General features: G+C 69.2%; 22 protein-coding genes and 2 riboswitches. Of the genes, 14 read left to right on the forward strand and 8 right to left on the reverse strand.

All coding sequences use genetic code 11. The features are described 5' to 3' along the window. Positions 1-19: 19 nt before the first annotated feature. Positions 20-130: riboswitch (TPP riboswitch) on the forward strand. The 6 genes from thiC (at position 122) to MSZK_RS07610 (ending at position 6,403) form a co-directional block, all read left to right on the forward strand. Then, positions 122-1,687, forward strand: a complete 1,566-nt coding sequence (gene thiC / locus MSZK_RS07585; protein ID WP_199203229.1) for a phosphomethylpyrimidine synthase ThiC — start codon at positions 122-124, stop codon at positions 1,685-1,687. (Overlaps the previous riboswitch by 9 nt.) After that, positions 1,684-2,520, forward strand: a complete 837-nt coding sequence (gene thiD / locus MSZK_RS07590) for a bifunctional hydroxymethylpyrimidine kinase/phosphomethylpyrimidine kinase (RefSeq protein ID WP_099246424.1) — start codon at positions 1,684-1,686, stop codon at positions 2,518-2,520. The genes thiC and thiD overlap by 4 nt, the downstream gene beginning before the upstream one ends. Then, the gene (locus MSZK_RS07595) at positions 2,517-3,143 is read left to right on the forward strand and encodes an alpha/beta family hydrolase (protein ID WP_099246426.1); all 627 of its coding nucleotides are present in this window, start codon (positions 2,517-2,519) and stop codon (positions 3,141-3,143) included. The genes thiD and MSZK_RS07595 overlap by 4 nt, the downstream gene beginning before the upstream one ends. A 96-nt stretch (positions 3,144-3,239) precedes the next feature. Further along, positions 3,240-4,715, forward strand: coding sequence for an NAD(P)/FAD-dependent oxidoreductase (locus MSZK_RS07600; RefSeq protein ID WP_099246428.1), 1,476 nt, complete (start codon positions 3,240-3,242; stop codon positions 4,713-4,715). Positions 4,716-4,731: 16 nt separating this feature from the next. After that, positions 4,732-4,992: a hypothetical protein gene (locus MSZK_RS07605; RefSeq protein WP_099246528.1), complete on the forward strand. Its 261-nt coding sequence runs from the start codon at positions 4,732-4,734 to the stop codon at positions 4,990-4,992. 193 nt (positions 4,993-5,185) lie between these two features. Further along, positions 5,186-6,403: an APC family permease gene (locus MSZK_RS07610; protein WP_099246430.1), complete on the forward strand. Its 1,218-nt coding sequence runs from the start codon at positions 5,186-5,188 to the stop codon at positions 6,401-6,403. On the opposite strand, the gene MSZK_RS07615 is transcribed toward MSZK_RS07610, so the two are convergent. Continuing rightward, positions 6,379-8,058, reverse strand: coding sequence for a SulP family inorganic anion transporter (locus MSZK_RS07615; RefSeq protein WP_099246432.1), 1,680 nt, complete (start codon positions 8,056-8,058; stop codon positions 6,379-6,381). The two genes, MSZK_RS07610 and MSZK_RS07615, sit on opposite strands and share 25 nt — an antisense overlap. Before the next feature lie 55 nt (positions 8,059-8,113). Here MSZK_RS07615 and MSZK_RS07620 point away from each other — a divergent pair, with 55 nt between their 5' ends. Continuing rightward, positions 8,114-9,373 (forward strand): uracil-xanthine permease family protein, encoded by a 1,260-nt coding sequence (locus tag MSZK_RS07620; protein WP_099246434.1) that lies wholly within the window; start codon positions 8,114-8,116, stop codon positions 9,371-9,373. Then, positions 9,370-10,002 (forward strand): hypothetical protein, encoded by a 633-nt coding sequence (locus MSZK_RS07625; protein ID WP_099246436.1) that lies wholly within the window; start codon positions 9,370-9,372, stop codon positions 10,000-10,002. The genes MSZK_RS07620 and MSZK_RS07625 overlap by 4 nt, the downstream gene beginning before the upstream one ends. A gap of 21 nt (positions 10,003-10,023) precedes the next feature. Here the strand turns inward: MSZK_RS07625 and MSZK_RS07630 are convergent, their stop codons facing one another. Continuing rightward, positions 10,024-11,517: a M28 family metallopeptidase gene (locus tag MSZK_RS07630; RefSeq protein ID WP_099246438.1), complete on the reverse strand. Its 1,494-nt coding sequence runs from the start codon at positions 11,515-11,517 to the stop codon at positions 10,024-10,026. 57 nt (positions 11,518-11,574) lie between these two features. Here MSZK_RS07630 and MSZK_RS07635 point away from each other — a divergent pair, with 57 nt between their 5' ends. After that, entirely contained in the window at positions 11,575-12,552 is a 978-nt protein-coding gene (locus tag MSZK_RS07635; RefSeq protein WP_099246440.1) for a permease, read from the forward strand. Further along, positions 12,549-13,250, forward strand: coding sequence for a TIGR03943 family protein (locus MSZK_RS07640; RefSeq protein ID WP_099246442.1), 702 nt, complete (start codon positions 12,549-12,551; stop codon positions 13,248-13,250). The genes MSZK_RS07635 and MSZK_RS07640 overlap by 4 nt, the downstream gene beginning before the upstream one ends. On the opposite strand, the gene MSZK_RS07645 is transcribed toward MSZK_RS07640, so the two are convergent. From MSZK_RS07645 to thiO, 4 genes are all read right to left on the reverse strand, one after another. After that, positions 13,241-14,008 carry an SGNH/GDSL hydrolase family protein gene (locus MSZK_RS07645; protein ID WP_099246444.1) on the reverse strand — a complete coding sequence of 256 codons (768 nt, stop codon included), beginning with the start codon at positions 14,006-14,008 and terminating at the stop codon, positions 13,241-13,243. The genes MSZK_RS07640 and MSZK_RS07645 overlap by 10 nt on opposite strands. Next, positions 14,005-14,775: a thiazole synthase gene (locus MSZK_RS07650; RefSeq protein ID WP_099246446.1), complete on the reverse strand. Its 771-nt coding sequence runs from the start codon at positions 14,773-14,775 to the stop codon at positions 14,005-14,007. The genes MSZK_RS07645 and MSZK_RS07650 overlap by 4 nt, the downstream gene beginning before the upstream one ends. Beyond that, the gene (gene thiS, locus MSZK_RS07655) at positions 14,768-14,965 is read right to left on the reverse strand and encodes a sulfur carrier protein ThiS (protein WP_099246447.1); all 198 of its coding nucleotides are present in this window, start codon (positions 14,963-14,965) and stop codon (positions 14,768-14,770) included. The genes MSZK_RS07650 and thiS overlap by 8 nt, the downstream gene beginning before the upstream one ends. After that, entirely contained in the window at positions 14,962-15,972 is a 1,011-nt protein-coding gene (thiO, locus tag MSZK_RS07660) for a glycine oxidase ThiO (protein ID WP_099246449.1), read from the reverse strand. Before thiO ends, thiS begins: the two co-directional genes overlap by 4 nt. Beyond that, positions 15,967-16,079, reverse strand: a riboswitch (TPP riboswitch). It overlaps the preceding gene by 6 nt. 24 nt (positions 16,080-16,103) lie before the next feature. Here thiO and thiE point away from each other — a divergent pair. Continuing rightward, entirely contained in the window at positions 16,104-16,781 is a 678-nt protein-coding gene (gene thiE / locus MSZK_RS07665; protein WP_099246451.1) for a thiamine phosphate synthase, read from the forward strand. Here thiE and MSZK_RS07670 read toward each other — a convergent pair. Beyond that, entirely contained in the window at positions 16,774-17,355 is a 582-nt protein-coding gene (locus tag MSZK_RS07670) for an NUDIX hydrolase (RefSeq protein ID WP_199203230.1), read from the reverse strand. The genes thiE and MSZK_RS07670 overlap by 8 nt on opposite strands. Positions 17,356-17,480: 125 nt before the next feature. On the opposite strand from MSZK_RS07670, the gene glnX reads away from it, so the two are divergent. From glnX to MSZK_RS07685, 3 genes are all read left to right on the forward strand, one after another. Next, positions 17,481-18,800: a protein kinase G-activating protein GlnX gene (glnX, locus tag MSZK_RS07675; protein WP_099246455.1), complete on the forward strand. Its 1,320-nt coding sequence runs from the start codon at positions 17,481-17,483 to the stop codon at positions 18,798-18,800. A 65-nt stretch (positions 18,801-18,865) separates the two neighbouring features. After that, positions 18,866-19,834 carry a glutamate ABC transporter substrate-binding protein gene (locus MSZK_RS07680; RefSeq protein ID WP_099246457.1) on the forward strand — a complete coding sequence of 323 codons (969 nt, stop codon included), beginning with the start codon at positions 18,866-18,868 and terminating at the stop codon, positions 19,832-19,834. Then, positions 19,834-22,086 carry a serine/threonine-protein kinase PknG gene (locus MSZK_RS07685; protein WP_099246459.1) on the forward strand — a complete coding sequence of 751 codons (2,253 nt, stop codon included), beginning with the start codon at positions 19,834-19,836 and terminating at the stop codon, positions 22,084-22,086. Before MSZK_RS07680 ends, MSZK_RS07685 begins: the two co-directional genes overlap by 1 nt. 102 nt (positions 22,087-22,188) lie before the next feature. On the opposite strand, the gene MSZK_RS07690 is transcribed toward MSZK_RS07685, so the two are convergent. Continuing rightward, positions 22,189-23,034, reverse strand: a complete 846-nt coding sequence (locus MSZK_RS07690; protein WP_099246461.1) for a cytochrome c oxidase assembly protein — start codon at positions 23,032-23,034, stop codon at positions 22,189-22,191. Between the last annotated feature and the right edge of the window lie 23 nt (positions 23,035-23,057).

Raw genomic sequence — 23,057 nt, forward strand, 5'->3', positions numbered from 1 at the left:
GGTTACTGTTGGCGACGGAAACCAACCACACGGGAGCGCACAACGAGTGCGCTGAGAGGACGGCTGACGCGCCGTCGACCGTAGAACCTGTCCGGGTAATGCCGGCGTAGGGAGATGTGTAATGAGTGCTGTTGTCAATCCCGAAATCACCACCGGCCCCATCGCCGGCAGCACGAAGGTCTATCGCGAGGGCGTGCCGTTCCGCCGCGTGCACCTGAGCAACGACGACCATCTGGACCTGTACGACACCTCCGGGCCCTACACCGATCCGCACGCGGTGATCGATCTGCACGCCGGATTGCCCGCGCGGCCCGGGGTGGTGGTCGACCGCGGTACCCAGTTGCAGCGGGCCCGCTCCGGTGAGATCACCGCCGAGATGGCGTTCATCGCAACCAGGGAGGGCGTCGACGCCGAACTGGTCCGCGCCGAGGTGGCGCGCGGCCGGGCGGTGATCCCCGCCAACCACCGTCATCCGGAGAGTGAGCCGATGATCATCGGCAAGGCCTTCGCGGTGAAAGTCAATGCCAATATCGGCAATTCGGCCGTCACCTCCTCGATCGCCGAGGAAGTCGACAAGATGGTGTGGGCCACCCGATGGGGTGCGGACACGATCATGGACCTGTCCACCGGCGCCGACATCCACACCACCAGAGAGTGGATCCTGCGCAACTCCCCGGTCCCGGTCGGCACGGTGCCCATGTATCAGGCACTGGAGAAGGTCAACGGCGACCCGACCCGGTTGAGCTGGGAGGTGTACCGCGACACCGTGATCGAGCAGTGCGAGCAGGGCGTGGACTACATGACCGTGCATGCCGGCGTGCTGTTGCGCCACATCCCGCTCACCGTCAACCGGGTCACCGGGATCGTCAGCCGCGGTGGATCCATCATGGCCGCGTGGTGCCTGGCTCATCACCAAGAGTCGTTCCTGTACACCAACTTCGAGGAACTGTGCGAGATCCTCGGACGCTACGACGTCACCTTCTCCCTCGGCGACGGGTTGCGGCCCGGCTCGATCGCCGACGCCAACGACGCGGCCCAGTTCGCCGAGCTGGCCACCCTCGGCGAGCTGACGACCATCGCCAAAGCCGCCGGCGTGCAGGTGATGATCGAGGGACCCGGCCATGTGCCGATGCACAAGATCGTCGAGAACGTCCGGCTCGAAGAAGAACTGTGCGACGAGGCGCCGTTCTACACGCTGGGACCGCTGGCCACCGATATCGCCCCCGGCTACGACCACATCACCTCGGCGATCGGCGCGGCCATCATCGCCCAGGCCGGCACGGCGATGCTGTGTTACGTCACCCCGAAGGAACACCTCGGGCTGCCCAACCGCAAGGACGTCAAGGACGGGGTGATCGCCTACAAGATCGCCGCCCACGCCGCCGACCTGGCCAAGGGGCACCCCCGCGCGCAGGAGCGTGACGACGCACTGTCGCGGGCCCGGTTCGACTTCCGCTGGCACGACCAGTTCGCGCTGTCGCTGGATCCCGACACCGCGCGCGAGTTCCACGACGAGACGCTGCCCGCCGAGCCGGCCAAGACCGCGCATTTCTGCTCGATGTGCGGCCCGAAGTTCTGCTCGATGCGCATCACGGCCGACATTCGCGAGGCCATGGCCGCCAAATCCGAGGAGTTCGCCGCACACGGCAACCGGGTCTACATCCCTCTGGAACACTCACAGCCGTGAAGTACCTGCCGCTGACCCCACCCGGCCAGACCCCGCCACGGGTCATGACCATCGCCGGTTCCGACTCCGGTGGTGGCGCGGGCATCCAGGCCGACATGCGCACCTTCGCGCTGCTCGGCGTGCATTCACTGGTTGCCGTCACCGCCGTCACCGTGCAGAACTCGGTGGGCGTCAAGGGCTTTCACGAGATCCCGACCGATGTCATCGCCGGCCAGATCGAGGCGGTGGTGACCGACATCGGCCTGCAGGCGGCCAAGACCGGCATGCTGGCCTCCGCGCCGATCATCGAGACCGTCGCCGGGACCTGGCGCGATCTCGGCCTGGCCGGCACCACACCGTTCGTCGTCGACCCGGTGTGCGCCTCCATGCACGGCGACCCGCTGCTGCACCCGTCGGCACTGGACACCCTGCGTACCGAGCTGTTTCCGCTGGCCAGCCTGGTCACCCCCAACCTCGACGAGGTACGGCTACTGGTCGGCATCGACGTGGTCGACGAGGCGACCCAGCGCGACGCCGCCAAGGCACTGCACGCGCTGGGCCCGCAGTGGGCTCTGGTCAAAGGCGGTCACCTTCGCGGTTCGGCGCACAGCCCGGACCTGCTCTACAACGGCACCGACTTCCACGAGTTCGATGCCCCGCGGGTGGACACCGGCCACGACCACGGTGCCGGTGACACGCTGGGCGCGGCCACCGCCTGCGCGCTGGCCCACGGGTATTCGATGCCGGATGCGGTCGCGTTCGGCAAGGCCTGGGTCACCGAATGCCTGCGCGCGGCCTATCCCCTGGGCAGCGGCCACGGTCCGGTGTCGGCGCTGTGGCGGCTACAGGAGTGAGCCCGGCCGAGCTCGACGCGATCGCCGGCATCGCCCACGCCCCCGACGGTGCGCCGGCCGGAGTGGTGCTGCTGACCCATGGGGCCGGCGGCAGCCGGGAGTCGCCATTGCTGGTACGGATCTGCGACGAGTGGGCGGCCCGCGGCTGGTTGGCGGTGCGCTACAACCTGCCCTACCGGCGGCGCCGCCCGAAGGGGCCGCCGTCGGGGTCGGCCGCCGGTGACCGGGACGGCATTGTCGAGGCCCTCACCCTGGCCCGCAGCTGGGCCGACGGGCCGGTGATCGCCGGCGGGCACTCCTATGGCGGGCGGCAGACGTCGATGGTCGCCGCCGAGCAGCCCGAGCTGGTGTCCCTGCTGAGCCTGTTCTCCTACCCGCTGCACCCGCCTGGTAAGCCCGACCGGCTGCGCATCGAGCACTTCGGCGCCATCACCGCCCCGACGGTGTTCACCCACGGCACCGCCGACCCGTTCGGCAGCATCCCCGAACTGCGAGAAGCCGCCACGTTGATCAGCGGGCCGGTCGACATCGTCGAGATCACCGGGGCCCGCCATGATCTGGGCTCCAAGACGCTCGATGTGCCCGCCCTTGCGGTCGGCGCCGCGCAGCACCTCCTGGGCTGAGTCCGCCCCGATCCCGGATCGGAGCGCCGTTGGTCCCGAGGACTTGGGCCAAATGGCTTCACCTTACTCGCGAGTAAGATACGGTATTCTGTCCGCATGGCAACGCAGCTCGACGCGATCATCGTCGGCGCCGGTTTCGCGGGAATCGGTGCGGCAATCCAGCTCAAGCGCATGGGGTTCGACAATTTCGTGCTGCTGGACCGCGAGGACGATCTCGGCGGCACCTGGTATGTCAATCACTACCCCGGGCTGACGGTCGACGTGCCGACCACCACCTATTCCTACTTCTTCGAGCCCAACCCGAACTGGAATCGGCTGTTCTCCACCGGCGCCGAGATCAAGCAGTACGCCGACAACGTCGCCGACAAGTACGACGTGCGTCGCCACATCCGGTTCAACTCGACCGTCGAAAGCGCCCGCTGGGACGAGGAAGCCGCGCGCTGGCAGGTAACGCTGGCCGGCGGTGAGACGTTGGCGGCGCGCTACCTGATCACCGCGACCGGCTTCCTGTCCCAGCCGTTCACCCCGGAGATCCCCGGCATCCACAGCTTCGAGGGCACGATCGTCCACACCGCCGACTGGGACGACAGCTACGACCCGGCCAACCGCAAGATCGGCATCATCGGCACCGGGGCCACCGCCGTTCAGCTGATCCCCGAGTTGGCCCGCGACGCCGCCGATCTGACCGTCTATCAGCGCACCGCGATCTACGTGGTGCCCAAGGTCGACATCAAGTTCTCGGCGCGGGCCAAGCGGCTGTTCGCCCGGGTGCCGGCCACCCAGCGGGCCATCCGCGCGATCACCGATTGGCTCTACGAGTTCATGATCTCGGTGGGCGTGCTGCGGTTCACCCCGCGCATCACGATCGCCGCCGCCGACCTGGCCAAGATGTGGCGGTTCGCGACGATCCGGGACAAGGAACTGCGCCGTGAGCTCACCCCGGACTACGACTTCGGCTGCAAGCGGCCAACCTTCTCCAACAAGTACTACCGGGCGTTCACCAAGCCCAATGTGCACCTGCAGACCAGCGGCATCGACCACATCGAGGCGGACGGGATCGTCGCCAACGACGGCACCAAGGCCGTCATCGACACCTTGGTGCTGGCCACCGGGTATGACATCTGGGAAGCGAACTTCCCCGCCTTCGAGGTGATCGGCCGCGATGGACGCAACCTCGGAAAGTGGTGGCGTGACACCCGGTTCCAGGCTTATCAGGGCGTGGCGGTGCCCTACTTCCCGAACTTCTTGAGCCTGGCCAGCCCGTACGCGTTCCTCGGGTTGAACTTCTTCAACTCGATGGAATACCAGATGCGGCACATGGACCGGCTGTTCGGCGAGCTGAAGCGGCGCGGGGCAACCACATTCGAGATCACCGAGGAAGCCAACACCCGGTATCTGGACCGGATGACCGAATTGCTCGGGGACACTCTGTTCACCCAAGGCAACTGCGCATCGGCGCGGTCGTACTATTTCAATCCCAGTGGTGAGGCGACCCTGCTGCGGCCGATGTCGACGCGTACCGCGGTACGCGAAGCCTCGACCTACCCGGTGTCCGATTACCACATCAGGTGAGACCGAGAGGATGTCGATGTCTGCAGAGCCGTTGATCAAGCTGACCGGGGTGGCCGTGGCCCTGACCGGGCTGTCGCACTTCGTGCGCCCGGAGTTGTTCGAATCGGCCACCAAGTCGGCGTTCCCGGAGAACACGCTGCAGCACACCTACATCGACGGCGGGATCGAGACCGCAATCGGACTGGCCTTGGTGGCGCCGAAGACCCGCAAGCTGGCGCTGGCCGGATTGCTGGCCTACGGCGCCTATCTGGGCGCCAACGTGGCCCGCAATCGCTGAGCTCTTCAAGATCACAGTTCCGACAAGATTGACGACGCCGTCAACTTTTTGCCTTACATTGGTCGGGCACGGCGACGCGTACGTCGTTGGTTTTTGAGGATGCCACGCGAAATGGGTCGGGGGACCGTGCCGGACCGGCCTGGGCGCGGGCGACCGTGCCCAAGCCGGTCCGCATTCATCTTGGCCGTCTAGCATCCCGCGCGTGAACAACCTGGCGCGCCGCCTCGGTACCACCGACGCCGTGATCATCGGGCTCGGTTCGATGGTCGGGGCCGGAATCTTCGTCGCGCTGACCCCGGCGGCAGCCGCGGCGGGGTCCTGGCTGCTGGTCGGCCTGGCACTGGCCGGCGCGGTCGCCTACTGCAACGCGATGTCCTCGGCGTGGCTGGCGGCGCGCTACCCGCAATCCGGTGGCACCTACGTCTACGGCCGCGAGCGACTCGGTGATTTCTGGGGCTACCTCGCCGGCTGGAGCTTCGTGGTCGGCAAGACCGCCTCCTGCGCCGCGATGGCACTGACCGTCGGGTTCTACGTGTGGCCGGCCTATGCGCATGCGGTGGCGGTCGCCGCGGTGGTGGCGCTCACGGCCGTCAACTATCGCGGGATCCAGAAGTCGGCACTGCTGACCCGGATCATCGTCGCCGTCGTGCTCGCAGTGCTGGCCGCGGTCGTGGTGATCGTGACGGCCTCCGGGCGTACCGACGTCGGGAACCTGCGACTCGGTGACGCAACGGTTCTCGGGGTGCTGCAGGCCGCCGGGCTGTTGTTCTTCGCCTTCGCCGGTTACGCACGGATCGCCACCCTCGGCGAGGAGGTGCGCGACCCCGCGCGCACGATCCCTCGGGCGATTCCGCTGGCATTGGGGCTTGCCCTGGTGGTCTATGCCGCGGTTGCCGTGACTGTGCTTTCGGTGCTCGGCGCCGACGGATTGACAACGGCGGCAGCACCATTGGCCGAGGCGGTGGGCGCGGCCGGTGCCGGTGGCTTCGAACCGGTGGTGCGGGTCGGCGCCGCGGTGGCGGCACTGGGCTCGCTGCTGTCGCTGATTCTCGGCGTGTCCCGCACCTCGCTGGCGATGGCGCGCGACAACCACCTGCCGGCCGGGCTGGCCGTCGTCCATCCCCGTTTCGGGGTGCCGCACCGCGCAGAAGTCGCGGTCGGAGTGGTCGTCGCGGTGCTGGCCGCGGTGGCCGACGTGCGTGGGGTGATCGGCTTCTCGTCGTTCGCGGTGCTGGTGTACTACGCGATCGCCAACGCCTCGGCGTGGACGCTCGGCCGCCGCCTGGTACCCGCACTGGGGTTCATCGGCTGCCTGGTCCTTGCCGTCGCATTGCCGCTGGGCGCAGTGGTCGCCGGCCTGGCGGTGCTCACGCTCGGTGCGTTGATCTACGCCGTGCGCCGGTTACGGTAGGCCTCCACCGCAGTGGGCAGCGTCATGAAGATGTGGTCCTCGCCGATCTTGTCGAGCAGACCGGCCGCCTGCAGCGCCTCCCGCAGATGCCAGGTCACCCGGGCCATCCCGAACTCGATGCCGCGACGGTTGAGTTCCATCCGCAGCTGGTCCAGGACATCGAGCGCGGTGAGGTCTACCTCGACGTTGGCCTCGGCATTGACCACGAACCATTCGACGGGGTCCGGATTGTCGTCGACCGCCGCCAGTGCTCTGGTACGAAAATTCTCGGCGTTGGCGAAGAACAGCGGGGCGTCGTAGCGGTAGATCAGCAAGCCCGGCTCCAGACGGGCTTGCGGGTAGTCGTCGATGTCGTGCATTCCGGGAACGCCGGGCACGAACCCGAGCACGCTGTCGTGCGGGCGGGCCACCCGCCGCAGCAGGTCCAGAATAGACAAGCCCACCGCGGCCAGCACCCCGTAGAGCACGCCGAGGCCGAGAACGCCCGCTGCAGTGAGCACGGCCAGCACCAGCTCGCTGCGGCGAAACATCGCCAGCCGGCGGTATTCGGCCACGTCGATGAGCCGCAGCGCGGCGAAGATCACCAGTGCCCCCAGCGCCGCGGTGGGGAATTGGGCTAGCACACCGTGGGCGCTGACGGTGACGATCACCAGAACACCCAGGGCGACAACGGAATACAGTTGAGTTCGACTGCCAACCAGATCGCCGACGGCGGTGCGGCTGCCGCTGCAGCTGACCGGCAGGCCGTGAGAAAGGCCGGCACCCAGGTTGCAGGCGCCCAGGGCCCGCAGCTCGGCGTTGGCGTCGATGCGTTGACCTTTGCGGGCGGCGAAAGTCCGTGCGGTCAGCACGTTGTCGGAGAAGCCGACGATCGCGATACCGCCGGCCGCGGCCGCCAGTGTCCCCACATCGTGCCACGGGATGCCGGTGAATCCGAACGGTGGCAGACCGGCCGGGACGTCGCCGATCACCCGAATGCCGTAGTGGTCCAACGAGAAGACCGCCACCGCCACAGTGGCTGCCAGCATGGCGATCAGCGGCCCCGGCGAGCGGGGGAACACTCGGGCCAGCCCGAACAGCACCGCAAGCACGGCTGCCGAGAACACCACCGTCGGCCAGTGCGGCTCCCCGACGACGTGGGCCAGCGAGCGGATCTGCTCGACGAACTCGTCGCCGGTGACGGGCACGCCGATGACCTTGCCCGCCTGGCTCGCGATCATGATGACCGCAACCCCGGTCATATAGCCGACCAGCACCGGCCGAGACAGCAGGTCGGCCAGGAAGCCCAGCCGCACCAGTCCACCGGCCAGACAGATCACGCCCACCAGTAGTGCCAGCACCGCGGCCAGCGCGGCGTATCGCCCGGCGTCCCCGGCGGCCAACGGGGCCAGCGCGGTCGCGGTCATCAAGGCCGTGGTGGACTCCGGCCCTGCCGACAACTGCCGAGACGTGCCGAGCAGCGCATACACCGCCAGCGGCGCCAGCGCGGCCCACAACCCCACCACGGCGGGCAGTCCCGCTACCGTCGCGTACGCCATCACCTGAGGGATCAGGTAGGCGGCCACGGTCAGGCCGGCGACGACGTCCCCGCGCAGCCAGGACCGCCGGTAGCCGCGAAACTGTTCCAGCCCGGGTGCGACGGCGCTCCAGTTCATCCGTCTAGCATGCGCGGCGCGCCCGCATGCGGTTGAGTTTCCAAGCGTGATTCCGATGACGTGGACGCCGGTTGACAACCGCCCCGACGAGACCTTCGTCGTGGCGCCGCACGAACGACTGAGTTGGCCCCGCACGCTGGGGATCGGCGCCCAGCACGTGGTCGCGATGTTCGGCGCCACGTTCCTGGTGCCGGTGCTGACCGGCTTCCCGCCGGCCACCACGCTGCTGTTTTCCGGAATCGGCACACTGCTGTTCCTGGTGATCACCGGCAACCGGCTGCCGAGTTATCTGGGTTCCAGCTTCTCGGTGATCGCTCCGGTTACCGCGGCGGTCGCCTCGCACGGGGCGGGCAGCGCGCTGGGCGGGCTGATCGCGGTCGGGGCGTTGCTGATCGGAATCGGCCTGGTCGTGCAGCTGGCTGGGACGCACTGGATCGAGGTCGCCCTGCCGCCGGTGGTCACCGGCGCCATCGTCGCGCTGATCGGGTTCAACCTGGCGCCGGCGGCCAAGACGAACTTCGAGAAGGGCCCGCTGGTTGGCGTCGTCACGCTGGTGCTGCTGGTCGCCGCGCTGGCGTTCTTTCGTGGCATCATCGGGCGACTGGCGATCTTCCTGGCGGTGGTCGCGGGCTATCTGCTCGCGTTGGCCCTCGGCGACGTGGACACCTCGGGCATCGCCGCGGCCGGCTGGATCGGACTGCCGACTTTCCAGACGCCGACGCTGAACCTGTCGGTGCTGCCGATGTTCCTGCCGGCGGTGATCGCGCTGGTGGCCGAGAACATCGGGCATGTGAAGTCGGTGGGGCAGATGACCGGCGTCGACACCGACCCGCTGACCGGTCGCGCACTGGCCGCCGACGGGGTCGCGACGGTGCTGGCGGGTCTCGGTGGCGGGTCGGCCACCACCACTTACGCCGAGAACATCGGGGTGATGGCCGCGACCCGCGTCTACTCCACCGCGGCCTATTGGGTGGCCGGCGTGACGGCGATCGTTCTGGCGTTGTGCCCCAAGGTCGGTGCCACCATCTCGGCGATTCCGCCCGGTGTGCTCGGCGGTGCCACCATCGTGCTCTACGGGCTCGTCGGCGTGCTGGGCGTGCGGATCTGGCTGACCAATCAGGTGGACTTCGGCCTGCCGATCAACCAGATGACCGCGGCGATCGCCTTGATCATCGGGATCGCCGACTTCACCTGGACGCTCGGCACGTTGACGTTCACCGGTATCGCGCTGGGCTCGATCGCGGCGCTGGTCGTGTACCACGGCATGCGAGGGCTGGGCGTGCTGCGCGGGGCCCGTGGGGCCCCTGGGCGATGATCGAGCGGCTGTACGCGGCCTTCGCCGGGTACGGTTTCCCCGCCGGTCTGCAGGTGTGCGAGCAGTGCGGCCCGCAATGGTCGGCCGCCGAGATCCGGGCGACCCCGCTGCGTTCGCTGTCGCTCATGCAGCTGGAAGCTGTCCATGTGATGTCGTTGGGCGACAACGACTTCCGGTATTTCTTCCCGCGGCTGATCGATGCGCTGCTCGCGGAGCCGTCGCCGGTGTTCGCCTTCGACCTGCGCGGCCTACGCCGACGCGTGCCGTCATGGCCGGCAGCGGAATCCGCAGCGGTCGCCGAGCTGGTGGACTCCCTGTGGGTCGCCCTGCTCAACAGCTACCCAGCCGCGCTGGGTTATTTCTCCGACAGCCCGACACTCATCGACTTCACCTACTGGAGTGACCAACCACTGCGGCCGCAGCTGGCGCGCTGGCAGTCGATGGACACCGCGCCTGCCGCCGAGCACCTCGCCGAACTGGTGGAGTGGGCGTTCACCGTGCGCGAGCCGATCGAGCCGGCAGTCAAGGAGCCGGTGTTGCACTGGCTGCGACTGCCGGTCATCGGCGAACGCCTCCGCCGCGCCGGCCTGGCGCGTGCAGAGGAGCTGTGGCGAGTCTGCGGACGCTGATCTTCGATCGCCGACGATGAACTAGGAGACCGTGCCCGCGTGCCGGGTGCGGTCCTCGCGGATCGGAATCCCGTTGCGGCCCTCCATGTCCTGGGCATACAGGCCGGCCGAGAACGCCACCCCGCCGCCGAGGATGCCCAGTGCGGTGCGGTCGATGTGGGCCAGGGTGTCGGTGTTCTTGTGGTAGTTCGGATCGAACGGCGCATCGGCGGTACCGCCCCACAGCTTCTGCTGATCGGCGGTCTTGTTCTCTTCGGCGCCGGAGAACAGGCCGCCGGACGGGATCCCGGCCATGGTGAAGGCGTCGTAGTCCGACCGGCCGTCGAACGAGGTGTCCTGGGCGGTCTTTCCGGCTGACTGGAGGTAGGCGACCAAACTGCGCTCGATGCCGGCCGACCCCTCCGGCACCCGCGGCACCCGCTCGTTGCGGCCCGGTGCGGTGGACTGGTCACCGTCGTAGGTGAAGTAGCCGGGGTTGGGTGAGCCGATCATGTCGTAGTTCAGGTACAGCGCGATGTCCTTGAGTTGGTCGACCGTCAGCGACTCGACGTACTTGCTCGACCCGATGGTGCCGAGTTCTTCGGCTCCCCAGAACGCAACGCGCACCGCGTTTTTCACATCCGGGGTGGGGCCCAGCTGCACGGCGGTCTCCAGCACCGCGGCCACTCCCGAGCCATTGTCGTTGATGCCGGGCCCCTCGGGGACGCTGTCCAGGTGCGCGCCGACCATCACGACGTTGCCGGTGGACCCGGTCTTGGTCTGGGCGATCACATTGCGCGCGTTGATCTCCTGGGTGCCGGCCTCCAGGATGAGCGTCGTCGGCCCCGGGTTGGCGCGCAGCCGCGCCCCGTCGGCCTTGCTGACACCGACCACCGGGATCGCGACATCGGTGTCCTCGCCGAGGGTGGCCCCCATGAACTTCTCGTCGACGTTGTTGGCGATGACCATGGCGACCGCACCCAGTTTGGCGCCGATGGCCTGCTTGTCGGCGAACGGGCAACTGCCCCGGTCGACCAGGATCACCGCGCCCTTGACCGGCAGGCCGTCGTAGTCGGCCGGGGCGCAGCCGGGCGTGTCGTCGGCGGGTGCGACCACCAGCGGTCCGCTGACGCCCTGCGGTGGCGTGCCGAGGCTGAACTCGGCGGCGGTGGCCTCCACGGGGACGCCGCCGACCCGCAGGTCGGGCTTGCCTGCCTTGAACACGCGGGCTTGGAACTCCGGGGTCTGCACGTCGAACCCCTTGGCGCGCAGCACGCCGACCACGTAGTCGACGCTGGCGTCGAACCCCGGGGTGCCTACCGCCCTGGTGCCGTTGTGGGCATCGGCGATGTCCTGCAGCTTCTGCAAATGCGCCATCATGGCGTCGGTGGTGACCTGCTTGCGCAGTCCGTCGGCGAACTGCGCGGCCGGTTTGCCCGCGGCGACCGGCTGGCCGGAATCGGCCGCACGGTCACATCCCGCCACGGCGACAACGGAGACCGCGAACGCCGCCGCGGCCAACTGTCTGTGCTTCATCGCGCCCAGGTTAGACGCATTGCCGGATCCGCAGGTGGAGGTGGCACCATGGGCCCGATGACCGTCACCTCCCCGCGCCGCCGCCTGGTCACCTCGACCGAGGTGTTAGTGGCGGCGCTGGTGGTGTGCGCGCTGGCGGGCACCTGGATGCGCGACGGGGTGGCCGGCAACCCCCGGCTGGCCACCGCGGGGACAGTGTTCGCCGGGGTGTTTCTGCAAGCCGTACCCTTCCTCGTACTCGGTGTGGTGATCAGCGGCCTGATCGCCGTGTACGTCTCCCCCGCACGGCTGGCCCGCCTGCTGCCCCGGCGCGCGCCTGCGGCAGTACTGGCCGCCGGGGTGGCCGGCGCAGCACTGCCCGGCTGTGAGTGTGGTTCGGTTCCGGTGGCTCGGCGGCTGTTCGGCGACGGTGCCACCGGCGCGGCCGCGCTCACGTTCATGCTCAGCGCACCCGCGATCAATCCAGTGGTGCTGGTGGCCACCGCGGTGGCCTTCCCCGGTCAGCCGCAGATGGTGGCCGCCCGCGCGCTGGCCTCGCTGGCCACCGCGGTGGTGATGGGCGTGCTCTGGTCGCGATGGGGCCGGCCGGGCTGGGTGACCCGCAGGCTGCCCCGTCCCCAGGTCGACGGCCAGTCCCGTGCGGCGGTGTTCACCGAGGCCGCGCGCCACGACTTCCTGCAGGCCGGCTCCTATCTGGTGATCGGCGCCGCTGCGGCGGCCACCCTGCGAGTCGTGGTGCCGCCGTGGATGTTCGAGCATGTGGCCGGTCATCTGCTGCTCGGCGTGATCACCATGGCGCTGCTGGCGTTCGTGCTGGCGCTGTGCTCGGAAGCCGACGCGTTCGTGGCCGCCAGCCTCACCATGGTGCCGCTGATCCCGCGGCTGGTGTTCCTGGTGGTCGGCCCGGCCGTCGACGTCAAACTGGTTGCCATGCAGGCGGGTCTGTTCGGCCGGGCGTTCGCGGTGCGGTTCGCCCCGGTCACGCTGGTGGTGGCGACCGTGCTGGCCACGGCGGTGGGCCTGGTGCTGCTGTGAGACGCGAGACCGAGAACACCCTGCTGCTGATCGTCGGGATCGCCCTGGTGATGGTGACGGTGACCGGCGCCTACACCCGTTACGTCAAAACCTCGATGCTGCCGTGGCTGGCGATCTCGGCGGTGGTGGTGATTGCGCTGGCACTGGTGTCGATCGCCCGCGACATCCGCAACGGTGGCGCCGCCACAGAGCACTCCGATCACGCGCACCACAGCGGGATCGTCTGGCTGCTGGTCGTCCCGGTGGTGTTGCTGATCTTCGTGGTGCCCCCGGCGTTGAGCGCGCGAGCGGCGGCGCCGGCGACAGTGTCGGTGACCAACGCGCGCTCGTTCCCGCCGCTGCCACCCGGCAACGCGCCGGTCGTCTCGCTGCCCGAAGTTCTGATGCGGGTGGCAGTCGGCAAGGTCGGCGGTCTGGACGGCAAAGCGATCACCACCACCGGATTCACCCTGCGCGACGGCGACCGGGTCGATTTGGCCAAGATCGTCATCATCTGTTGCGCGGCGGACGCGCAGCTGGCCCGGCTGCACCTGTCCGGGCCGGCGGCGGCTACCGCGGCGGCACTGCCGGAGAACACCTGGCTTCGGGTGGAAGGGACCGTGCCTGCTGGCCAGACCTACTCCGGCACATCGTCGATTCCGACGCTCGAGGTGTCGGTCGTCACCCGCATCGACCCGCCGGCCAACACCTACGGCTGAGCGAACCGCGCCACCACCAGGTCTGCGACCGCCCGCATTCCGGCGGCGTTGGGGTGAAACGGCTTCGGCCGCCACGGCAACAACGACCCGGCGCCGAGCGTCCACGGCTCGTCGGACCATGCGTGGTGGTCGCGGCTGGCGTCGGCGGCCGGCACGATCTCGCAGCCGGTGGCCTCGGCGGCCGCGGCGGTCTCCTCGGCCAGTCGTTGTGCGACGTGGCGGCCCAGGTCGGCGACATCGCCGGGCAGCGGCGGTGCCGGAATGCCCGGCGGCGGCAGCAGGGTCACATAGTCCACGAACATGATTCGCGCTCGCGGGGAGCGCTCACGCAGCGCATGGCCGACGTCCCGCAGCGATGCGCCGATCTGATTCAGCGCGGCGTCGCGGGCCGCGGGATCCAGCAACTCGCGCAACCGGGCGCCCAGCACCGGCATACCGCGCAGCACCGACGGCAGCGTCGCGGCGAACAGCAGTGGGACATAACCGACGTCGTTGCCGCCGATGGTGACGGTGACGAGAGCTTCCGTTCCGTCCAGCGCCTCGATCTGCGGCTGGGCGCCGTGCTGGCGCTCACGCAGGACGTGGGCGGTGGTCGCCCCGGAGTACGTCACGTCCACGAGGTGCAGGCCCAACTCGTGCGCCGTCAGGTGCGCGTAGTTGCGTGCCGACCGTCCGGCGGCCCACGGCGAGCCAGCTGCCCGTGGCCGGATCCCCGGCCCGCCCGCCATCGAACTACCTAGTGCCACATACCGATTCACGCGTCCTGCCAGCTCAGCGACGGACTGGAGGCCTGCGCCCAGAATCGCTTGGGGATTCGCCCGGCGTGCCGGGCCAGCAGACCCGCGGTGACGGCGGCCGCCATCGCCGCCGCCATCGCCGGTGGATCGGCCGCGCGGGTGACCGCGCTGGCCAGAAGGACAGCGTCGCAACCGAGCTCCATCGCCAGCGCGGCGTCGCTGGCGGTGCCGATTCCGGCGTCCAGGATCACCGGCACGCCGGCCGCACCGACGATCATCTCGATGTTGTGCGGGTTGGAGATCCCCAGCCCGGTGCCGATCGGCGAGCCCAGCGGCATCACCGCCGCACAACCGGTGTCCTCGAGGCGCCGGGCCAGCACCGGGTCGTCGTTGGTGTAGGGCAGCACCACAAACCCGTCGTCGACCAATTGTTCTGCCGCACGCACCAATTCGACGGCATCGGGCAGCAGTGTCCGCTCGTCGGCGATGACCTCGAGTTTGACCCAGTCGGTGCCGAGCGCCTCGCGGGCCAGTTGCGCGGTCAACACCGCCTCGGCCGCACCGCGGCAGCCCGCGGTGTTGGGCAGCGGGGTGATCTCCAGGCGGGCGAGCAGGTCGAGCACGCCGGTGCCGCCTTCGGCGTCGACCCGGCGCATCGCGACGGTCGTCAGCTCGGTTCCCGAGGCCACCAGCGCTTCTTCCAGCACGGTCAGGTTGGGCGCACCGCCGGTGCCCAGGATCAACCGCGAGCCGAAGGTGCGGCCGGCGATGGTGAGCGGCTCAACCACCTTGCACCGCCGTGACCACTTCCACCCGGGCGCCCACGGGCACCGCGGAATCCCATTGCGAGCGAGGCAGAACCGTCCAGTTCACCGCGACCGCGATACCGCGGTCGGGGAAGCCGAGCGATTCCAGAAGTGCCGACACGGTGGTGCCGTCGTCGACTTCGCGCTCCTCGTCGTTGACCATCACCTTCACGCTCGTGCTCCCATCAGTTCGGCGGCTATCCGCTGCGCGGTCCAGGGCGCCAGCAGGAATCCCGACCGGCCGTGCCCGGCGGCCACCAGGGTGCGGTCGTCGAGGCGGCCGACGATCGGCACGTTGTCCGGAGTCATCGGCCGCAGCCCGGCCGCGGATTCGGCCAGCTCGTACTCGCCGAGCGACGGCATCACCTCGCAGGCGTCATCGAGCAGTTCCCGTACCCCGGTCACGCTGGGGGCGGTGTCGCGGCCGTGTTCGTACTGCGTCGCGCCGACCACCACGCCGTCGGCGCGGGGCACCAGATACACCGACCGGCCGTGCACCTTGGCTCGAACGACCCGCTGCGGCACCGGCATACACCCGCGGCGCCAGCGCAACCGCAGCACTTCACCCTTGACCGGGCGGACCTGCAGGCCGGGCCACAGCGCGGGCGCATCGATGCCGTTGGCGATCACCACGGTGTCGGTGCCTTCGCGGGCGTCGTCGAGCCGCTGCACCGGGGGCGCCCACCGCACTCCGAGCTGCTCGCAATGCGCGGCCAGCGCGGCCACCAGCTTGCGGTTGTCGACGGCGAGCTCGTCGGCGGCGATGAAGCCGTGCCGGATGCCCTGGGCCAGAAGTGGTTCGGTGTCACGCGCGGAGGTCGTCACGGTGACCGGCTGTCCCTGAGCGGCCAGCCACTCGGCGACGGTGCGCAGGTCGGCGGCGTCGGCGCGGTCGACGCCGACCACCAGCGACTCGCGTGCGGTGACCACATCGGCGGGCAGGCCGTCGAGGAAACCGCCGTGCCACAGGCGCAGCGATTCCAGACCGAGCTGGAGCAGCTTCTCCTCGCCCGGCCAGCCTTCACTGTGCGGGGTGAGCATGCCGCCGGCCACCCAGGAGGCGCCGTGGGCGGCCGGGTCGCGGTGCACCCGCACCGACAGGCCGTCCGCAGCGGCGCGGCGGGCCACCGCCAGACCGATGACGCCGCCGCCGACGACGGCCAGAGATTCCTTCGACATGTCCCTTTCGCTTCCTTCGCCGGCATGACCCGGATCAGGTGGTGACGGTCTGGAGGGTGTGCTGCTCCACTCTCAGCCCCGCTCCCGGGGCTCCCGTGCCAACCGTCCACGCTAGCCGCTACCGTCGCGGTGTGCACGAACCCCAGACCAGGCTCGCCACCGCACGGCTCTACCTGTGCACCGATGCCCGGCGCGAACGCGGTGATCTGGCCGAGTTCGCCGACGCGGCGCTGGCCGGCGGGGTCGACATCGTGCAGTTGCGCGACAAAGGTTCCCCCGGTGAGCAGCAGTTCGGTCCGTTGGAGGCCCGCGACGAGCTGGCCGCGCTCGAGATCCTGGCCGACGCGGCCCGCCGCCACGGTGCGCTGCTGGCGGTCAACGACCGTGCCGACATCGCCCGCGCGGCCGGCGCCGACGTGCTGCATCTGGGCCAGGACGACCTGCCGCTGGCGGTGGCCCGCGACATCGTCGGCCCGGGCACCGTGATCGGCCGGTCCACCCACGCGATCGACGAGGCCGCTCGCGCGATGACCGAGGACGTCGACTACTTCTGTGTCGGGCCGTGCTGGCCGACACCGACGAAGCCGGGCCGCCCGGCGCCCGGCCTGGATCTGGTGCGCGAGGTGGCGGCGATGTCGCCGGCCAGCCCGTGGTTCGCGATCGGCGGGATCGACGAGCAGCGGCTACCGGACGTGCTGGCCGCCGGCGCGACCCGCATCGTGGTGGTGCGGGCGATCACCGCGGCCGACGATCCGAAGGCCGCCGCGCAGCGACTCGGCGCGCTGCTGCCCGCCGCACCGGCTAGCTGACCTCGGCGGCGGTCGACGTGCACCAGGCGAACACCCCTGAGGAGATCTCCACGGTGTGGGGCAACGGCTGGCGGCACTGGTCGTGATCGTGTGCGCGCAGCATCGTGGTGATCCGCAGTCGTTCCCAGCTGGCGGCGAAACCCGGGTGCAGGGGCAACTCGACCACGTCGTCCTCGGCCACCCAGCGCAGCTCGGAACTCTCCCGGTTGGCGACGGTGGTCAACAGCTCGGGTGCGTCGGCGACGACGGTGGTGTAGCTCCAGTGCGCGCCGCCCGCGCCGAAGACCTCCGCGGTCACGACGGTCGCGCGGACGTGTACGTGCTCGGCGAGCAGCCCGGCCTCCTCGTGCGCCTCGCGGACCGCGGCTTGCTCGGGGGTTTCATGGCTGTCGCGGGCTCCGCCGGGCAGCGCCCAGGTGCCGCCCTGGTGGCTCCACGGGGCGCGGTGCTGAAGCAGGACCGCGGGGCTGCCGTCGGGACGCGGGGCACGCAACAACAGGCCGGCGGCACCGTGCCGTCCCCAGTAGGGCGTGCCGGTGTCGGACACCACCCAGCCGTCGCCATCCCCTCGCACGCGTTCAGGATAAGCACGCCACGCCGGAGTAGGTCGGTCGATCCCGCCCCATCCGTAACCGGACCTCTTAGGATTGTCTCAGGAAGCAGGGGGATCCGGACAACAGGGAATGAGGTCCGCGAGAGGTGACCGTTGAGCTGGCGCATCCGTCGACCGAACCGTTGGGACAACGGTCGCCGACCCTGCCCGCTCATCCCCGGTGGTGGTTCCTGCGGACCACGCCGGGACGGATCCTGACCCTCGGACTGATCTTGGCGACCCTGGGTGTCCTGTCCGCGTTCGCCACCTCGACGACGATCACCAACCGGCAGAACCAGCTGACCACGGTTCTCAACCACACCGAACCGCTGTCGTTCGCCGCCGGTCAGCTCTACACCACGCTGTCGGTGGCCGATGCCGCCGCGGCGACCGCGTTCATCGCCGGCTCCGAGCCGCGAGCCGTGCGGCAGCGCTATGAGCAGGCGATCACCGATGCCGCGGTGGCCGTCACCCGGGCCGCCAGCGGGCTCACCGACGAGCCGCTGGTGCAACTGCTGGGCCGGATCAATGCGCAGCTCGCGGTCTACACCGGCCTGATCGAGACCGCCCGGACCAACAACCGGATGGGCAACCCGGTCGGCTCGTCGTACCTGTCGGAGGCCTCGGCGCTGATGCAGCAGCAGATCCTGCCCGACGCGCAGCGGCTCTACGAACAGACCTCGGCACGGGTCGACGCCGAGACGACGGCGTCCACCCGCATCCCGGCGCCGGTGATCCTGGTGGTGGCGGTGACCCTGTTGTTCGGGGTGTTCGGGCACCGGTGGCTGGCCAGTCGTACCAAGCGCCGGATCAACGTCGGCCTGATCGCCGGCGGCCTGGCGATCGTGGTGATGATCATCTGGGTGGGATCGGCGCTGCTGATCTCCACCGCAGGTAGCCGGGCCGCAAAGACCACCGCGGCCGAGTCGCTGAAAACGGTGACTAGCCTGGCGATCACCGCCCAGCAGGCGCGCGCCGACGAGACGCTGTCGCTGATCCGGCGGGGCGACGAAGATCTCCGGAAACGGTCCTACTACCAGCGTGTCGAGGCGATGCACACCCAGCTCAACGAGTACCTCGCCCGCAACGACGCGATCGCCAAGAGCGACCTGGCCAACGCCGACCAGCTGCTGACCAAGTGGCGCCAGGCCGACGAGCGGATCAACGCCTACATCTCGGTGGGCAACTACCAGGCCGCCACCCAGGTCGCCCTGGGCACCGGCGAGGACGACTCGACACCGGCGTTCGACAAGCTCGACGCCGCGCTGTCGCTGGGGATCCGGGAGAGCCGCAACCAGTTGCGCAACGACATCCTGTCCGCCCGCCGGGTGCTGTCGGGCACCACGGTCGGGGGCGTGGTGCTCTCGGTGGGCGCGGCGCTGGCGGTGGCGCTGGGCTTGTGGCCACGGTTGAGCGAGTACCGCTGATGAGCGCTTGCGCAAAGAAGAGACAGCCGCTGATGAGCGCTTGCGCGAAGAAGAGACAGCCGCTGATGAGGGTTCGTCGGCTGCTGTGCATCGGGATCGCCGCGGCGACCCTGCTGACCGGGTGCGGCAAGACCGAATACATCAGCACTCCCCCGGTGCCGACGCTGGCCCCGCCGACGCCTGCCGGGATGCAGGAGCTTCCCCCGCAGCCGCCGCAACCGCCGGACCCCACCGAGAACGACTGCAACCGCACCGCAAGCCTGCGGCCGTTCGGAACCAAGGCGGAGGCCGACGCGGCGGTGGCCGGCATCCGCGCCCGGGGCCGGCTGATCGTCGGCCTGGACGTCGGCAGCAACCTGTTCTCGTTCCGCGATCCGATCACGGGCGAGATCACCGGTTTCGACGTCGACATCGCCGGCGAGGTGGCCCGCGACATCTTCGGCACCCCGTCGGCGGTCGAGTACCGGATCCTGTCCTCGGCCGACCGCATCGCCGCGCTGCAGAACAACACCGTCGACATCGTGGTGAAGACCATGACGATCACCTGCGAGCGACGCAAGCTGGTGAACTTCTCGACCGTGTATTTCACCGCCTACCAACGCATTCTGGCTCCGCGGGAGTCGGCCATCGCGCAGGCCGCAGATCTGTCCGGGCGTCGGGTGTGCGTGGCCAGCGGCACCACGTCGTTGGACCGGGTCCGTCAGATCGCCCCGCCGCCGATCATCGTGACGGTGGTGAGTTGGGCCGATTGCCTGGTCGCGTTGCAGCAGCGTGAAGTCGATGCGGTCAGCACCGACGACTCCATCCTGGCCGGACTGGTCGCCCAGGATCCGTATCTGCACATCATCGGCCCGAACATGGCCCAGGAGCCGTACGGCATCGGCATCAACCTCACCAACACGCCCCTGGTGCGTTTCGTCAACGGCACACTGGAGCGCATCCGCCGCGACGGGACGTGGAACACGCTGTACCGCAAGTGGTTGACGGTGCTCGGGCCGGCACCGGCACCTCCTACGCCGAGGTATCTGGACTGATGGACACCCCAGATCAGCCCGACGTCGACATCGGCACCCAGCCGGCGAATTTCGACGACCTCGCCATGGATTCGATGTCGACGATGCGGCCGATGGCCACCCAGGCGATCTACCGCCCCCATTTCGACGACGACGAGGACTCGGTGGGCAGCGTCGGCACCGAGCCGGAGGCCATGCATCACCCGACGGTGGCCCGCAAGCTGTCGCCGACCCGCAGGCTCGGCGGCGGCCTGGTGGAGATCCCGCGCTTCCCCGAGATCGACCCGCTCACCGCGTTGATGGTCAATCCCGTTGTCGCCGAATCGAAGCGCTTCTGCTGGAACTGCGGACGACCGGTGGGCCGCTCGACCAAGGACGGTGAGGCCGCCTCGGAGGGCTGGTGCCCGCACTGTGGCAGCGCGTATTCGTTCGTGCCGCAGCTGGTCCCCGGCGACATGGTCGCCGACCAGTACGAGATCAAAGGCTGTGTCGCGCACGGCGGCCTGGGCTGGGTCTATCTGGCGGTCGACCACAACGTCAACGAACGCCCGGTGGTGCTCAAGGGTCTGGTGCATTCCGGCGACGCCGAGGCGCAGGCGATCGCGATGGCCGAGCGGCAGTTCCTGGCCGAAGTGGTGCATCCGTCGATCGTGAAGATCTTCAACTTCGTCGAGCATCCGGACTCCCACGGCGAGCCGGTCGGCTATATCGTGATGGAGTACGTCGGCGGTAAATCCCTCAAAACCCACAAGGGGCAGAAGCTTCCGGTCTCCGAAGCCATCGCCTATGTGCTGGAGATCCTGCCCGCGCTGGGCTATCTGCATTCGATCGGCTTGTGCTACAACGACCTCAAGCCGGAGAACGTGATGGTGACCGAGGAACAGCTGAAGCTGATCGACCTCGGCGCAGTGTCCCGGATCAATTCGTTCGGCTACCTCTACGGCACCCCCGGATATCAGGCGCCGGAGATCGTGCGGACGGGTCCGACGGTCGCCAGCGACATCTACACCGTCGGGCGCACCCTGGCCGCGTTGACGTTGAATCTGCGCACCCGCAAGGGCCGCTACGTCGACGGCCTGCCCGACGATGATCCCGTTCTGGTGAAATACGATTCGTTCGCCCGCCTGCTGCGCCGGGCGATCGACCCCGACCCGAGGCGCCGGTTCGCCAGCGCCGAGGAGATGTCCTCGCAGCTGCTCGGCGTGCTGCGCGAGGTGGTCGCCGAGGACACCGGGGTGCCGCGACCCGGTCTGTCGACGGTGTTCACCCGGACCCGGTCGACGTTCGGGGTGGAGTTGCTGGTCGCCCACACCGATGTGTACCTCGACGGGCTGGCGCACGCCGAGAAGCTGACGGCCACCGAAATCGTGACGGCCCTGCCGGTTCCGCTGGTCGACCCCACCGACATCGCGGCGACCGTACTCTCGGCGACGGTGCTGTCCCAGCCGGTGCAGACCCTGGACTCACTGCGCGCGGCCCGGCACGGCGTGCTGGACTCCGAGGGCGTCGACCTGACGGAGTCGGTGGAACTGCCACTGATGGAGGTGCGCGCCCTACTCGACCTCGGCGATGTCGCCAAGGCCAACCGCAAGCTCGATGAGCTCGCCGAGCGGGTGGGCTGGCGCTGGCGGTTGATCTGGTTCAAGGCCGTTTCGGAGTTACTGACCGGCGACTACGATTCGGCGACAAAGCATTTCACCGAGGTGTTGGACATCTTCCCGGGCGAGCTGGCACCCAAGCTGGCGCTGGCGGCGACGGCGGAACTGGCCGCGACATCCGACGAGCTGCCGTTCTACCGCACGGTGTGGCACACCGACAACAACTCGATCTCGGCGGGATTCGGCCTGGCCCGTGCTCAGTCGGTGGAAGGTGACCGCGCGGCCGCGGTGCACACGCTCGACGAAGTACCGGCGTCGTCACGACATTTCACCACGGCACGGTTGACCAGCGCGGTGACGTTGTTGTCGGGTCGCTCGGCGCACGAACTCTCCGAAGAGCAGATCCGCGATGCCGCCCGCCGTGTCGAGGCGCTGCCGGATTCCGAACCGCGGGTGCTGCAGATCCGCGCCCTGGTGCTGGGCACCGCGATGGACTGGATCAGCGCGAACACCGCCAGCACCAACCACATCCTCGGCTTCCCGTTCACCGAGCACGGCTTGCGGCTCGGAGTCGAGGCGTCGCTGCGCAGCCTGGCCCGGGTGGCCACCACCCAGGCGCATCGCTACGCCCTGGTCGACATGGCCAACAACGTGCGCCCCACCAGCACGTTCTAATGTCCTGAGTCATTGATTCATTGGCACCGATCAGACTGACCGCGCCTTCAGAGACGCCTCGTCACTCCCGGTACTTCTGCACGTGAACTTCTGACTCACGCTCTAGCCGAACCGGTCTTTGAGCTGGGGATCGCTCTGCCACCAGAGCCCCGGTGCCGACGGCTGCGGCGTCTCGTCCAGTTCGGCGTCCACCCGTTCGGCGCGGCGGCGCTCATGGCTGCCGAGCTGGTGCAGCAGAACCAGCACGAACGGGATGCTCAGCACGTCACCGGCAATCCACAGGATGCCGGCTCCGATGGACTGGTCGATCCGCAGGCTGGGTCCCCAATTCCGCTGCAGCGCCGTGTAATAGTCCACCGCGATCAGCGGGCCCAGCCACAGCACCACGCCGAGCACGCCGTCGCCCAGCGACTCCACGACGCTGATCCCGATCGAGACCAGCGGCGAGAGTCGGCGCGGCACCGGATCGCTCTGCAGGCGGGCGTAGAAGTAACCGAAGCCGACGACGACGAGGACCAGCCGGGTCGCGGTCGCCGGCGGTCCGGTCATCGAGACGACGTACCACGGGGTCAGGTACAGCAGCCAGGGCGTGGCGAGCATGGCGGCCGAGGTGGTCAGCGGTGCGCCCAGCACGCGAACGGCGCGAGAACGTGCCACCCGGTCGCCGAACAGCACTGTCACCGGGCGGCCCAGTGCCAGCAGGAATGGGCAGACCAGAATCAGCAGCAGAACTTGCAGGGCGCGATCCCAGAACAGCACGGGCGCATAGGCGCCGACGGCGCTGAAGGTGGCAGCCGCCCAGACCGCGATCCCCAGCAGAAAGCACACCAGGCGCCCGCGGCCGACCGTCGCGTGGTCGATCCGCCGCCGGCCGTGCAGATAAGCCGCACTCAGGGTTGCGATGACCGCGAGCGCGACGGGGTCCAGCGTCCACGACCCGACGACCACGGCCGCCGACGCTACGCGGCGTG

Source organism: Mycobacterium sp. shizuoka-1 (genome assembly GCF_002723835.1).
Classification (GTDB): Bacteria; Actinomycetota; Actinomycetes; order Mycobacteriales; family Mycobacteriaceae; genus Mycobacterium.

Excerpts from the sequence above, each read along its gene's own strand:
- MSZK_RS07625 (WP_099246436.1), top strand. The coding sequence starts at position 9,370 with ATGATCGAGCGGCTGTACGCGGCCTTCGCCGGGTACGGTTTCCCCGCC.
- MSZK_RS07600 (WP_099246428.1), top strand. The coding sequence starts at position 3,240 with ATGGCAACGCAGCTCGACGCGATCATCGTCGGCGCCGGTTTCGCGGGA.
- thiO (WP_099246449.1), bottom strand. The coding sequence starts at position 15,972 with ATGTCGAAGGAATCTCTGGCCGTCGTCGGCGGCGGCGTCATCGGTCTG.
- MSZK_RS07620 (WP_099246434.1), top strand. The coding sequence starts at position 8,114 with ATGACGTGGACGCCGGTTGACAACCGCCCCGACGAGACCTTCGTCGTG.
- MSZK_RS07605 (WP_099246528.1), top strand. The coding sequence starts at position 4,732 with ATGTCTGCAGAGCCGTTGATCAAGCTGACCGGGGTGGCCGTGGCCCTG.
- thiC (WP_199203229.1), top strand. The coding sequence starts at position 122 with ATGAGTGCTGTTGTCAATCCCGAAATCACCACCGGCCCCATCGCCGGC.
- MSZK_RS07630 (WP_099246438.1), bottom strand. The coding sequence starts at position 11,517 with ATGAAGCACAGACAGTTGGCCGCGGCGGCGTTCGCGGTCTCCGTTGTC.
- MSZK_RS07635 (WP_099246440.1), top strand. The coding sequence starts at position 11,575 with ATGACCGTCACCTCCCCGCGCCGCCGCCTGGTCACCTCGACCGAGGTG.
- MSZK_RS07615 (WP_099246432.1), bottom strand. The coding sequence starts at position 8,058 with ATGAACTGGAGCGCCGTCGCACCCGGGCTGGAACAGTTTCGCGGCTAC.
- MSZK_RS07680 (WP_099246457.1), top strand. The coding sequence starts at position 18,866 with ATGAGGGTTCGTCGGCTGCTGTGCATCGGGATCGCCGCGGCGACCCTG.
- MSZK_RS07685 (WP_099246459.1), top strand. The coding sequence starts at position 19,834 with ATGGACACCCCAGATCAGCCCGACGTCGACATCGGCACCCAGCCGGCG.